We start from the raw sequence: 11,620 nt of genomic DNA, 5'->3' as shown, positions 1-11,620 counted from the left end.
GCTCGGCTTCTATTGCAAGCAGGGCTTCGTGCCGTTCGCGCGTGAGATCGAGACGCTGCCCGATCCGCGCCTTACCGGGCTGACCGCGCGTGATGCCGCGCCGCAGATTCCGCTGATCGAGGCATAGGCGTCAAGACAATGGCAGCGCGCCGATCCCGGCGAGCGCTGCCGGTATCTTTTCCCTGAACGGAAAAAATCCCTTGCTGGCATGCGGCCAGAACCGATCATCCCACGCGCGGCGCACCTGCGCCAGCGTGATGCCTTCGCCCGCCAGCAGCGGGGTCAGCCGTCCCAGCGCATCGGCGACCGGACCGACCGGGGCATAGGGGGTGACAATCTGGCGTGCACCGGCTTGCTGCGCGGCGGTGATCAGCGCTTCTGCGTTAAGCCATGCAGTGGTCGAAGTCGCGCACCCGAAATCCGATGCAACCCGCGTCGCCGCATCCTGCGCGGCGGCCTGCACAAAGCCATGCGAGGCATCGCTCCACAGCAGGTCACGATCCGCAACCACCAGGGCAGCAGCAATCGGGCCGATGCTGGCGCGCAAAGATTCAGGGTGCATGTCTTCATGTGTCACCAGCAGCAACGCAGGCTGGCCAGGATCGCAGGCAAGCGGCGTGGGCAGGGGCTTTGCGCCGCCCACCGGCGGTTCGGTCAGCGCCACGGCCTTATCCGCCAGCCCCTGCGGTTCAAACCGGCCATTGGTGTAGCGCGCGATGTTGTCCGCACGGGCGAGGTAGGTCTTGCCGAGCGTCTGCAGCCCCGCCACCCAGCGCCAGGACAGGGTGTTGCTGGCGGCGTCGGCATCGAGCAGGTGGCGCAGGAAGAAATCCGCGCCCAGCGCCCAGGGCAGGCGCAGCGTGAAAATCCAGATCGAGGCAAACCACATCCGCGCATGGTTGTGCAGATAGCCGGTGGCGACCAGTTCGCGCGCCCAGTCATCAAAGCCCTCGATGCCAGTGGCGCCGCCCTCGGCGACAGCAAGCGCGCCGGTATCCGTGAAATGGTCGCGCTGATGATCGCGCTCGTCAAGGAAGCGCTGCCACACCTGCGGGCGCATTTCCAGCCAGCCCTTCCAGTAGGTGCGCCACAACACCTCCTGCACATATTTGTCGGCGGCGCTGAGCGCATGGCGCGCGAGCACGCTGCGCACGATCTCCTGCTCGGTGATCATGCGGTAGCGCACATAGGGCGAGAGCTCTGACACGGCGCTGGGGTGCCCAGGTCCGGGGTCGCTGTTACGCCCGCGCGCGTAATCCGCACCGGCGTGGGGCACGAACGCGGCCAGCCGCTCAAGCGCCGCAGCGCGGGTGGCCGGGAATATCGCAGCCTCTGTCATGACGGGCCAAGCATGCTTTGCAGCCGTGGCCGCACCCGCAGAAAGCGCAGATACAGCCGTTCAAGCAGGGACAACACCAGCCGGTTGCGCGCCGCCCAGCCGAGCGGTTTGAGCAGCGGGATCGCGCGCCACATCGCGGCAAAGGCAGCGGCGCCCGAGAGCATCTGGCCGTTTTCGCTGGCGTGAAAGCGCGCCAGAAGCGCCTGGCGGTCCATCGGGCAGACGGCGTCGGGAGCGGACACATCAAGGAAGGTGATCGCACCGCGTTTGTCCAGCCGCCGCATCAGCGCGATCTCGCGCGTGCACAGCGGACAGCCGCCATCGAACCATACGGTTACGTCTGTCATGGCTACGTTATCGATTGCGCGAAGGCCAGCATCACAGCCATATAAGGCTGCCCCGGGCCAAACAAAGGCCGGGTGTGCAGTTAATTTTACACCGGCACCGCGCGGGCACACTCGATACATTTGGTCACCGCCGGGGTGTTGATCAACCGTGCCTCGGCAATGTCCTCGCCGCAGACGAGGCAATAGCCGTATTCACCGCTGTCCAAGCGGGCGAGCGCGGCATCAATCGCGGTGCGTTCGGACTGGCGGCGGCGTTGCTGCGCCATCGCCACCGCCTGCACCTGCATTGCATCGATCCGCGACAGCCGCCCGACGCTGTCCTGCTCCAGCGTCACCGGGGCGCGTGATTGTTCGGAAACCGAATCCTCCTCAACCAGCGCCGCACGTTGCGCGATCAGGCGCGCGCGCAGATCGTCGAGGTCGAGCGCCATGTCAGCGCACCAGCAGCACCGGCGCGTGGACGGTGCGGATCATCGCGGTGGTGGTGCTGCCGACAATCAAAGTGCGGAACGGCGAGTGGCCATATGCCCCCATCACCAGCAGCGCGCCGGGCGTCGCGGCGACGACATCGCTGATCAGCTTTTCGGGCTTGCCCTGCTGCAATGTGGTGGTGACGGCAACGCTGCCATCCAGCCTGGCCGCCGCCTTGTCGAGCATCGCGCGATGTTTGCCATCGATGCTGCCCGCCATCACGATGTGCACCGGCATGCCTGTGAACAATGCCGACAGTCGCAGTCGTTCCAGCGCATGGTCCGCATGCTTGCTGCCATCATAGGCCAGCACCACCGACTGCGGTTCGTTGTAATGGCGCGATGCGATCAGCACCGGCTTGGTGCTGGCGCGCACCACGCGCTCGACCATCGATCCGATGTGATCGGCGGCGAATGCGTGGTCAGCGCCGCGCTTGCCGATGATGACGACGCGCGCACCTTCCTCACGCTCAAGGATCGTCTCGATGATGCCGCCATGGCGGTGCAGCGGGTCGATCCGGGTGATGCCTGCCGCCTTGAGCCGTTCGGTGGCGACGGCCAGCAGGGCTCGCCCACGCTCAACCTGCAACCGCGAGTCAGCCTCTTCCAGCTTGGTCAACTCTTCAAGAAGTACGCTCTTGGCGCCAAGGCCTATCGCGCCGCTCAGGTCATGGCGCTCGCTGACGGCTTCATGGCGTTGCACAACGTGCAGCAACTCAATCGGAATATCCAGCTTGTGCGCGGCCCAGGCGGACAGGTCGCAAACGCTGTCGGAATAGACCGAGGCGTCGATGCAGGCGAGCACATGCTCCATGATTTCTCTCCTCAATGTCCGCCGAGTTGCGCTTCAGCCCCCGGCTTGTCGTGGACAGCATAGCGGTCCACCAATGTCGCGCTAGCCTCGTTCAGACCGATGATCTCAACCTTGGTGCCGTCGCGGCGGAACTTCAGGATCGCCTTGTCGAGCGTGCCCACCGCTGAAATGTCCCAGAAATGCGCGGCGCTGACATCGATGATGACGGTGTCGAGCACTTCCTTGAAATCGAACGCGGCGACAAAGGCATCGGATGAAGCGAAGAACACCTGTCCCCCCACCTTGTAGGTGCGGGTATTGCCATCGGCGGACAGGCTGGAGTCGACCGTAAACAGCCGCTTGACCTTGCTCGCAAAGAACAGCCCCGACAGGATAACCCCGGCGAGCACGCCCTGCGCCAGATCGTGCGTCCATACAACGATGACGACCGTGACGATCATCACCACTGAGGACTGCCAGGGGTGATGGCGGATGTCCTTGATCGACCGCCAGCTGAACGTGCCGATCGAGACCATGATCATCACCGCGACCAGCGCCGCCATCGGGATCTGCGCGACCAATGGCCCCAGCACGACGATCAGGAACAGCAGGAACATGCCTGCGACAAAGGTCGACAGCCGCGTCGAACCACCCGATTTGACGTTGATCACCGACTGGCCGATCATCGCACAGCCGCCCATGCCGCCCAGAAAACCAGTGGCGAAATTGGCGATGCCCTGGCCCTTCATCTCGCGCTGCTTGTCTGATCCGGTGTCGGTCAGGTCATCGACAATCTGCGCGGTCATCATCGATTCGAGCAGTCCGACCGCCGCCATTGTCAGCGAATAGGGCAGGATGATCTGCAGCGTTTCCAGCGTGAACGGCACATTGGGGATCAGGAAGGCGGGCAGCGACGAGGGCAGTTCGCCCATGTCGCCGACGGTGCGCACGTCAAGCCCCACATAATAGACAATGACCGTCAGAACGACGATGGCAACCAGCGGCGACGGCACCGCCTTGGTGAGGCGCGGCAGCAGATAGATCACGCCAAGCCCGGCCGCAACCAGCACATAGGTCAGCATCGGCACGCCGGTGAGTTCGGGCAGCTGCGCGATGAAGATCAGGATCGCCAGCGCGTTGACAAAGCCGGTGATCACCGAGCGCGAGACATATTGCATCAGCAGATTGAGCCGCAGGAACCCGGCAATGACCTGAACGATGCCCATCAGGATGGTCGCAGCGAACAGGTAGTCTACGCCGTGCTGCTGGATCAGCGGCAAGACCAGCACTGCAATTGCGGCGGTGGCGGCAGAGATCATCCCGGGACGTCCGCCAACCAGCGAGATGATCACCGCGATAGAGAACGAGGCGTAGAGCCCGACGCGCGGGTCAACCCCGGCGATGATCGAAAAGCCGATGGCTTCGGGGATAAGCGCAAGCGCAACGACGATGCCGGCCAGAATATCCGCACGCGGATTGGCCAGCCATTCGCGCCTGAGCGTGGCAATGGAAAACATGAAAATACCCTGACCCGCCCATCCGTGCAGCGTGACGAATGCACGAAATACCTTGTCGCAGATGCGAGAACCGGTGTGTCTAATGGTTATCCCGGGGGTAGGCGCCGGGCCGAGCCACCCGGCACGCCGGGTCCGATGGTCGCACGCTCGCTAACCGGTTTCGTCGGATGTTGCAAGTGCGAACAGCTGGTCGTAACTTGTGTCGTTGCATTACTGCTAATTCAGAACGCAAATTGGGCGTGTGCAGCCTTCAAATGAGGCCGCACACGCCGAAAGTGTCTTGCGCCAAACGGCGGTGATTTACTCGGCGGGCACCAACGCCGGTGCCTGCGGCTTGGTGGAAGCGGTCTTGTCCATCACTGCATCCTGATAATCGCTCTCGGCCAGCTGGATCAGATAGCGGTCGTCGTGCTTCCACGGGTGAAAGCCGGGCATGAAATAGCTGATCCACGGCAGGATGATCTTGCGCAACATCCCAGGACGCCCGAGCGCATACCAAACCAGCTTCGCCCAGATTTTCGGGCCGGACAGGCCATCCTGCGCAAGCAGCTCAAGCATGCCCTTGGCGCGGTTCTCAACGAAATTCTTGGTCACCACCAGCATCACCAGCGACTTGACCTTCCAGCGTTGCCAGCGGCTCCAGTCCCTGGTGGCATGAAGCCATGTGTCGTACGCGACACCTTTGTGCTCGATTTCTTCCATCGCGTGCCAGCGCCACAGCTGCCGCGATTCTGCATCGGCGCTGTCGAGATGCCTGGGGTTGGCCAGCAACTGCTGCGCGATGATCGCGGTGAAATGCTCCAGCGCCATGGTCGATGCGAGGTTGGCGATCTGCGGGCGGCCCTTGGTCAGCGCCAGTGCCTCATCGACCTTGACCTCAAGGTTGGTGACATCATAGCCCGCATCCACCACGCGGCGGTTGAACGCCACGTGTTCGCGGCTGTGGTTGACCTCCTGCTTCACAAACGCGCGAATTTCGTTCTGCAGCCGCTCGGGCGTGCCTTCCCGGAACGCCTTGACGCTCTCGACAAAAAACGCTTCGCCCTTGGGGAAGGTAACTGAAAGCGCGTTGTAAAACGCCGTTCCGATGGGGTCGCCCCCCATCCACCAGCGGTCCTGCGTGGCGGCGCGGCCAAAGCGTCTGTCGCGCACGATCAGCTCAAGGTCTGCCGGGGTGTGCTTGCGCCGGGCCGGTGCGGATGCGGAAAAGGATTGCGGAGCGTTCATGGCGGGGTCCATAATGCTAGATTGTTACTAACAAGCATGACAATAAGGTTACTTACATAGATGTCAATAGCCAAGAGACGGCTTAGCCCTGAAGAAAGCCGACTGGCAGCGCTCACCGCTGCGCGCGACCTGCTGATCGAAACCGGGCCGCAGGCGGTAACGCTGAAAGCGGTTGCCGGGCGCATCGGGCGCACCCATGCCAATTTGCTGCACCATTTCGGTTCGGCATCTGGGCTGCAAAAGGCGCTCGCCGCCTATCTGGCGAAGGAAATCTGCCAGACCATCGGCGCGGCGGTCATCAAGACCCGCTCGGGCGAGGGCAGCGCGCGAGAAATTGTCGACCTTGCCTTCGATGCATTCGACCGCGAGGGGGCAGGGGCGCTGGCCAGCTGGATGATGCTGTCGGGCAACGAAGATGCGCTCGACCCGATTGTCGAGGCGATCCACCAGCTGGTTGACGACCTCGCCGAGCACGGGCCGGACGGGCGGCTGTTGCATGAAGACACGCTGACCTTGTGCATCATGGCGCTGGGCGATGCCTTGATGGGCGCGCAACTGGCGGGCGCGCTGGGGCTTCCACGCGACACGGCACGCGCGATTGCGGCACGCCAGCTCGATGGTTCGCTCGAACGCTGGCAGGCCGAGCGTGCGGCCACGGTGGTGGAGATTACCCCCGGCAGCTAAAGGCGAATATCAGCCGGGCTTGACCTTGGTGCGCACGCTGAAGCGGCCTTGCTTGCGATAGCGCACCAGGTAATCGCCGATGATCGCTGCCATCGGCGTCGCAGCGATGCCAAGCGCGTCCAGTCCGTCTGCGCCATTGGCCACCACATTGTCGCTTTGCAGCATCGCCCACTGGTCACCGGTGATCGGCGCACCGGGCAGCCAGCCGGCGCCGTGCGCCATCAGCGCGGACACCGCATCGGGCATATCGATAAATGTCGGCGACACGCCGATTTCTGCCGCGATCCGCGTGTTGATCTCGGCCATGCTGACGATCTCCGGACCGCCAAGTTCGAAGGTTCTGCCGCCGAACACGGCTGGGTTGGCCAGGCTCGCAACCACGGCGGCAGCGACATCATCGACAAACACGGGCTGGAATTTTGCCTTGCCGCCGATGATCGGTACGATGGGCAGGCTGGCGATCAGCCCGGCAAAGCGGTTGATGAACTGGTCCTCGCGGCCAAAAACAATCGATGGCCGCAGGATGGTCGCCTGCGGATACGCGGCCAGAACGGCTGCTTCGCCCTCACCCTTGCTGCGGCCATAGGCGCTTTTCGATTGCGGATCGGCGCCAATGGCGGAGACCTGCACCAGTGCTCCGCATCCGGCGGTTGCCGCCGCGCTGGCAATATTGGCCGCGCCGTCGCGATGGAAAGCATCGAAATCGCCTTTGAGGATGCCGACCAGATTGACTGCGCCATCGGCCCGGTGCAGCGCGCGTGCCACGCTGTCGGGCTTGCGGATATCGGTGGCGATCAGCTGGATCTGCCCCAGATTGCCGAGCGGCTTGACATCCTGCGCACCGCGGATGTTACGCTGCGCGATGCGCACCCGCGCCCCTGCCGCCAACAGCCGCTGGGTAATGTATTTGCCCAAAAAACCGCCGCCGCCAAATACCGTGATCAAGCTGTCGCGCATCATGTTATCGCCTCTGGTCTGGTCTGGTCTGCCATTGCCGTGTTGTCGCCCGTGCGCCACAAGGGCTGGGGCGCAGACATCGAACATATAGGAAGGCGCGCCAGCCATTGCATCAGCCATTGACCTGAGGCAACGCTGCAGGCGCTGATTTTTTACCCCGTCAATCGCGTCCAATCGGTTGACGGCTGATCACAGAGCCGCTAGTGGCGCGCTCCTACCCCGTGCCCAGATGGCGGAATTGGTAGACGCACCAGCTTCAGGTGCTGGCGCTCGCAAGGGCGTGGAGGTTCGAGTCCTCTTCTGGGCACCATTTTTCGAAAAAAAATCTATTAAAATCAACCCCTTAGGGGTCGTCGTGCGCATGGTCGGTTCAAGCCGAGTGAGGCGGAACTCGCGCGCCAGCAATGGCTGGACGTTGCAAGCCTGCGCGACTGCCCACTTCCTGGTGTATGACCGGGCCGGGAAGCTGCGGGCGATTTCAGGGGAAATCGTTTGGATGAACGGCAATGCCTATTGCACTTCGTGCGACGACGAATCTTGATGCTCTGGCGTAATCAACCCGGTAGCCACGTTGCTTCGAATCTCGGGTTTTTTCTTTGAATTTCAATGCCTTAGGCAGATTTCTAAAGCTGGCTGGGGTGGCAGGATTCGAACCTGCGAATGCCGGTACCAAAAACCGGTGCCTTACCACTTGGCGACACCCCAATGCCCTTGCGTCGCGCGCTGCTGGGCTGCGCGGGAAGTGGGCCTATATACGGATTTGCATCAAGCCGCCAAGCGCCTTTTTGGCGAGAACGCCGGTGCCCGTCAGCCGACGCGGTGCACCCAGCCGTGCGGGTCGGGCGCGTCGCCGCGCTGGAGCGATACCAAAGCCGAGCGCAGCGCGGCGGTGACCGGACCACTCTGGTTGCCGCCAATGGTAAAGCTGCCGTTCGGATCCTTGACCGTACCCACGGATGTCACCACCGCCGCAGTGCCGCAGGCAAAGGTTTCGCGCAGGCGGCCGCTGTTCGCGTCATCGCGCCACTGGTCAAAGGCATAGGGCTCCTCGCGCACGCTCATCCCCAGGTCGCGGGCGAGTGTGATGATCGAATCGCGCGTGATACCAGGCAAAATCGTGCCGGTCAGCGGCGGGGTGATAATCGACCCGTCGTCGAACACGAAGAACAGGTTCATGCCCCCCAGTTCCTCCACCCAAGTGCGGGTCGCCGCGTCAAGGAACACCACCTGGTCGCAGCCCTGCGCGGTGGCCTCTGCCTGCGCGACAAGGCTGGCGGCATAATTGCCGCCGCATTTGGCCGCGCCCGTGCCGCCCGGCGCGGCGCGGGAATAATTCTGCGAGGCCCAGATCGTCACCGGGGCGCCGCCGCCGTTGAAATAGGCACCGACCGGCGAGGCGATGGTGATGAACAGATACTCGAGCGCGGGCCGCACGCCGAGAAACACCTCGCTGGCAAACATGAATGGGCGCAGATACAGCGCGCCGCCCTCAACCTTGGGGAACCAGTCGGTATCAATGGTGACCAGCTGCTCGACCGCCGCGATGAACAGGTCTTGCGGCACATGTGGCATCGCCATGCGCGTGGCAGAGGCCTGAAAACGCTGCGCATTGGCATCGGGGCGAAACAGCGCCGTGCTGCCATCGGCAAGCCGATAGGCCTTCATCCCTTCAAAGATTTCCTGCGCATAATGCAGCACCGATGAGGCGGGGTCCATCGGGATGGGGGCACGTGCAGTCACCCGCGCATCGACCCAGCCGCCCTGCGCCGCGTTGTAACGCACCACCACCATGTGATCGGTGAACAGCTTGCCAAAGCCCGGATCAACAAGCGCCGCATCGCGCACAGCGGCGGGGGTGGGGGTGGGGGTGGGTTCTATGGTAAAGGGCAGCATCGTCGTCCCGATCAGCTTGGCGGCAGGGAATGCCGGGTTGGCGCGCACGCGCAGGTTTTTGCAGAACGCGGGCTTGCCAAGACCTAATCGGGCTGGCAATCAAGGTCAACATGCCTGTCCCATCTTCTCCCACCGCCTCGGCGCTGTTTTTGCGCGAGGATGAAATCCGGCACGGTGTCGAGCTGCTGTTTTTTGGCTATACCCGGCTGACCAAGTCGATTGACGATCAACTGGCGGTGCAGGGGTTGGGCCGGGCGCATCACCGGGCGCTCTATTTCATCGCGCGCAATCCTGACCTGACCGTGAGCCAGCTGCTGCGCGCACTGGCGATCACCAAACAGTCGCTGGGCCGGGTACTGACCGAGCTGCAGCGCCGCGACCTCATTGAGACGCGCAGCGGCGAGATCGACCGGCGGCAGAAGCTGCTGCGGCTGACTCCGGCGGGCGCGGCGCTTGAGGCAGAGCTGTTCGATGCGCTGCGCAGCAGGCTGGCCAAGGCCTATCGTCAGGCAGGGCAAGAGGCCGTCACCGGCTTCTGGCAGGTGCTCGAAGGGCTGGTGCCCGATGAGGACCGCGCGCTGATCTCTGAATTGGGCGGCGAGCGGCGTTAAGAGCGCTACCGTTTATTGCGGGCGGGGGCAGTGCGACATATCGCGCGCGGAGTTCGGCTGAGGCACCGGCGTGCGCCCGATCGTCGCCGGCGATGTTGCTGCCGGGGCCCGCACAATCCCGCGTAGCTCGTCAATCTCTGCCTGCCGCTTGGCAAGATACAGATCACGCACCGATGCATAGGGGTCTGCGCTTTCGGCGCGGATCTTGGTCAACTGCTCGTCCAGCGCCACGCGTCCGTTGAGCGCACCGATCACCCCTGCGGGCAGGGTGTAAACGGGATCGTTGAACGGCGCGCCGAGCGCCGTCGGCAGGATCAGCGCATCGATGCCGCCGCCAAACAGATCACGCAATGTTGTCGGCCCGATGAGCGGCAAAAACAGGAATGGACCCGGCTTGACGCCATAAAAGCCCAGAGTGTTGGCAAAGCCGTTGCGCCGCCGGGGCAGATTGAACGGCTCGCGCTTGGCCATGTCCACCAGCCCGCCAATGCCGATGGTCGAATTGATCGTGAACCGGCCCAGCGTTTCAAACGCCTTGCCGGGCTTCAACTGCAACAGGAAATTGAGCGCGACAATCGGCTCGAACAGATTGTTGATAAAGTTGCGCAGGCCATGGCGCACCGGCTTGGGGATCGCCTCTTCATAGGCCATGGCGACGGGCCCGACCACGGCGTCATCGAGATCCTGCACCACAGAAAACGACTGTGCGTTGATCTGCGCCATGGGATCGCCGGGCAAATCGGGGCGCGCGGTGACGACGATGGTGCCCGCGTTGGGATCGGAGCCAGCACTGGCACCGGGATTCGCATTTCCAATCGGTGCGGAGGCAACATCTGCCATTGGTGCCGGATTCGCCAAGCCAGGTTGCGGCATGTCGGGTGGGGGAGGACAGTCTATAGGTGCGACCGCCAGCGGCTGCGTGGCTGCCGCGCCCTGATCAAATGCGGTAAAGTCAACTGCCAGCGCTGCGTCTGTCGACATCGGCGCACTGGCCAGCAGCATAGCGAAGGCAAATCCTGATAGACTCACACTGTCATCCCGGTTGGCAGGCTATTGAAAATAACGCGCATCCAATCCGCGTCATGAATATGTAATGAATTAGCCTGCGCCAGTTCAACGTCGGAATCAAGCCTGTGTTTCATGCGCAGGCAAGGGTCGCGCGATACGTTTGCCCTTGGTCTGGCTGGTGAGGTGAAACCGGCGGCATCGATCACAGCGATAGGGCCGAAGCACGAGGCTGGATTGTAACGCGGTGGCGATCGCCTCGTCCTGCGAAGCGAATCGCGCTTTGCGGTTGCAGATGCTCTGCCGGGTTTGCATCTTTTGTTCATCCTGCTGCGTCAACTGTTTGCAGACACATATGTTGCGCCGCTGCGTCAATCACGGCAAGGGCGAGCATGATAGCGCGGGCGCAAGCCGCGCGCAGCGCGATATGAGGTTCCTTGTCCCCACCCGTTCATCTTGATGCGCAAAGCTGGCCAGACCGGGTGCGCGTCCGGCTGGGAGGACGCATCGCGGGCATCGCCTTTGCGCTGCTGGCAGAGCTGCTGATCGTGCTCGCCCTGCTCTCGATCTCGTTCGCGCCTGCCATCATCAAACGCGACGACACCATCCCGACGGTGTTCGGGGTCAACCCTGAGCCTGATGAAACGCCCGAGCCCGAAGAATCGCCGACCCCTGCCGAACGCGCATCGGACGAGGCACCGCCGCCGCAGCCGGTGGAGATGCCAGACCGCCCGCAACCGGCCACGCCGGCGCCATCGCCGGTCCCGCCCGCGATCG

At 63.3% G+C, this 11,620-nt stretch carries 11 protein-coding genes, 2 tRNA genes, 1 pseudogene and 1 other annotated feature; of the genes and pseudogenes, 4 read left to right on the top strand and 10 right to left on the bottom strand.

What is annotated here, in order from left to right:
* Positions 1-130: 130 nt before the first annotated feature.
* From ACEW8G_RS16175 to ACEW8G_RS16150, 6 genes are all read right to left on the bottom strand, one after another.
* The gene (locus ACEW8G_RS16175; RefSeq protein WP_373489419.1) at positions 131-1,339 is read right to left on the bottom strand and encodes an FAD-binding domain-containing protein; all 1,209 of its coding nucleotides are present in this window, start codon (positions 1,337-1,339) and stop codon (positions 131-133) included.
* Positions 1,336-1,686: a thiol-disulfide oxidoreductase DCC family protein gene (locus ACEW8G_RS16170; RefSeq protein WP_373489418.1), complete on the bottom strand. Its 351-nt coding sequence runs from the start codon at positions 1,684-1,686 to the stop codon at positions 1,336-1,338. The genes ACEW8G_RS16175 and ACEW8G_RS16170 overlap by 4 nt, the downstream gene beginning before the upstream one ends.
* A gap of 86 nt (positions 1,687-1,772) precedes the next feature.
* The gene (locus ACEW8G_RS16165; RefSeq protein ID WP_373489417.1) at positions 1,773-2,117 is read right to left on the bottom strand and encodes a TraR/DksA family transcriptional regulator; all 345 of its coding nucleotides are present in this window, start codon (positions 2,115-2,117) and stop codon (positions 1,773-1,775) included.
* A gap of 1 nt (position 2,118) precedes the next feature.
* Complete coding sequence (locus ACEW8G_RS16160; protein ID WP_373489416.1) at positions 2,119-2,970, bottom strand: universal stress protein; 852 nt, start codon at positions 2,968-2,970, stop codon at positions 2,119-2,121.
* 11 nt (positions 2,971-2,981) lie between these two features.
* Positions 2,982-4,466 carry a SulP family inorganic anion transporter gene (locus ACEW8G_RS16155; protein WP_373489415.1) on the bottom strand — a complete coding sequence of 495 codons (1,485 nt, stop codon included), beginning with the start codon at positions 4,464-4,466 and terminating at the stop codon, positions 2,982-2,984.
* 84 nt (positions 4,467-4,550) lie between these two features.
* Positions 4,551-4,603 (bottom strand) — a sequence feature (sul1 is cis-regulatory element that is thought to sense ions involved in sulfur or methionine metabolism; They are found in Alphaproteobacteria).
* Between the two features lie 163 nt (positions 4,604-4,766).
* Positions 4,767-5,693 carry a metal-dependent hydrolase gene (locus ACEW8G_RS16150; protein ID WP_373489414.1) on the bottom strand — a complete coding sequence of 309 codons (927 nt, stop codon included), beginning with the start codon at positions 5,691-5,693 and terminating at the stop codon, positions 4,767-4,769.
* A gap of 60 nt (positions 5,694-5,753) precedes the next feature.
* Between ACEW8G_RS16150 and ACEW8G_RS16145 the strand changes: the two genes are divergently transcribed.
* Positions 5,754-6,377 carry a TetR family transcriptional regulator gene (locus tag ACEW8G_RS16145; protein WP_373489413.1) on the top strand — a complete coding sequence of 208 codons (624 nt, stop codon included), beginning with the start codon at positions 5,754-5,756 and terminating at the stop codon, positions 6,375-6,377.
* Between the two features lie 9 nt (positions 6,378-6,386).
* Here the strand turns inward: ACEW8G_RS16145 and ACEW8G_RS16140 are convergent, their stop codons facing one another.
* Positions 6,387-7,334, bottom strand: coding sequence for a complex I NDUFA9 subunit family protein (locus ACEW8G_RS16140; protein WP_373489421.1), 948 nt, complete (start codon positions 7,332-7,334; stop codon positions 6,387-6,389).
* 223 nt (positions 7,335-7,557) lie between these two features.
* On the opposite strand from ACEW8G_RS16140, the gene ACEW8G_RS16135 reads away from it, so the two are divergent.
* Positions 7,558-7,644: transfer RNA gene (locus tag ACEW8G_RS16135), tRNA-Leu, on the top strand.
* Positions 7,645-7,964: 320 nt separating this feature from the next.
* Here the strand turns inward: ACEW8G_RS16135 and ACEW8G_RS16130 are convergent.
* Together ACEW8G_RS16130 and ACEW8G_RS16125 are read right to left on the bottom strand one after the other, a co-directional pair.
* Positions 7,965-8,039, bottom strand: a tRNA-Gln gene (locus tag ACEW8G_RS16130).
* Positions 8,040-8,141: 102 nt separating this feature from the next.
* Entirely contained in the window at positions 8,142-9,227 is a 1,086-nt protein-coding gene (locus ACEW8G_RS16125) for a branched-chain amino acid aminotransferase (protein ID WP_373489420.1), read from the bottom strand.
* 110 nt (positions 9,228-9,337) lie between these two features.
* Between ACEW8G_RS16125 and ACEW8G_RS16120 the strand changes: the two genes are divergently transcribed.
* Positions 9,338-9,838, top strand: coding sequence for a MarR family winged helix-turn-helix transcriptional regulator (locus ACEW8G_RS16120; RefSeq protein ID WP_373489412.1), 501 nt, complete (start codon positions 9,338-9,340; stop codon positions 9,836-9,838).
* A gap of 12 nt (positions 9,839-9,850) precedes the next feature.
* On the opposite strand, the gene ACEW8G_RS16115 is transcribed toward ACEW8G_RS16120, so the two are convergent.
* On the bottom strand, positions 9,851-10,678 hold the full coding sequence (locus tag ACEW8G_RS16115) for a VacJ family lipoprotein (RefSeq protein ID WP_373489411.1): 828 nt from the start codon (positions 10,676-10,678) through the stop codon (positions 9,851-9,853).
* 602 nt (positions 10,679-11,280) lie between these two features.
* Between ACEW8G_RS16115 and ACEW8G_RS16110 the strand changes: the two are divergent.
* A pseudogene (locus ACEW8G_RS16110) lies at positions 11,281-11,620 on the top strand (hypothetical protein); the annotation flags it as partial.

This window comes from Blastomonas sp. (genome assembly GCF_041747255.1).
GTDB lineage: Bacteria > Pseudomonadota > Alphaproteobacteria > Sphingomonadales > Sphingomonadaceae > Blastomonas.
This window is presented reverse-complemented; position numbering and strand designations above follow the sequence as displayed.

Bases quoted from the DNA above. Each gene is read 5' to 3' on its own strand.
- ACEW8G_RS16120 (WP_373489412.1), top strand. From the start codon at position 9,338: ATGCCTGTCCCATCTTCTCCCACCGCCTCGGCGCTGTTTTTGCGCGAG.
- ACEW8G_RS16160 (WP_373489416.1), bottom strand. From the start codon at position 2,970: ATGGAGCATGTGCTCGCCTGCATCGACGCCTCGGTCTATTCCGACAGC.
- ACEW8G_RS16170 (WP_373489418.1), bottom strand. From the start codon at position 1,686: ATGACAGACGTAACCGTATGGTTCGATGGCGGCTGTCCGCTGTGCACG.
- ACEW8G_RS16155 (WP_373489415.1), bottom strand. From the start codon at position 4,466: ATGTTTTCCATTGCCACGCTCAGGCGCGAATGGCTGGCCAATCCGCGT.
- ACEW8G_RS16165 (WP_373489417.1), bottom strand. From the start codon at position 2,117: ATGGCGCTCGACCTCGACGATCTGCGCGCGCGCCTGATCGCGCAACGT.
- ACEW8G_RS16145 (WP_373489413.1), top strand. From the start codon at position 5,754: ATGTCAATAGCCAAGAGACGGCTTAGCCCTGAAGAAAGCCGACTGGCA.
- ACEW8G_RS16115 (WP_373489411.1), bottom strand. From the start codon at position 10,678: ATGGCAGATGTTGCCTCCGCACCGATTGGAAATGCGAATCCCGGTGCC.
- ACEW8G_RS16125 (WP_373489420.1), bottom strand. From the start codon at position 9,227: ATGCTGCCCTTTACCATAGAACCCACCCCCACCCCCACCCCCGCCGCT.
- ACEW8G_RS16150 (WP_373489414.1), bottom strand. From the start codon at position 5,693: ATGAACGCTCCGCAATCCTTTTCCGCATCCGCACCGGCCCGGCGCAAG.
- ACEW8G_RS16140 (WP_373489421.1), bottom strand. From the start codon at position 7,334: ATGCGCGACAGCTTGATCACGGTATTTGGCGGCGGCGGTTTTTTGGGC.
- ACEW8G_RS16175 (WP_373489419.1), bottom strand. From the start codon at position 1,339: ATGACAGAGGCTGCGATATTCCCGGCCACCCGCGCTGCGGCGCTTGAG.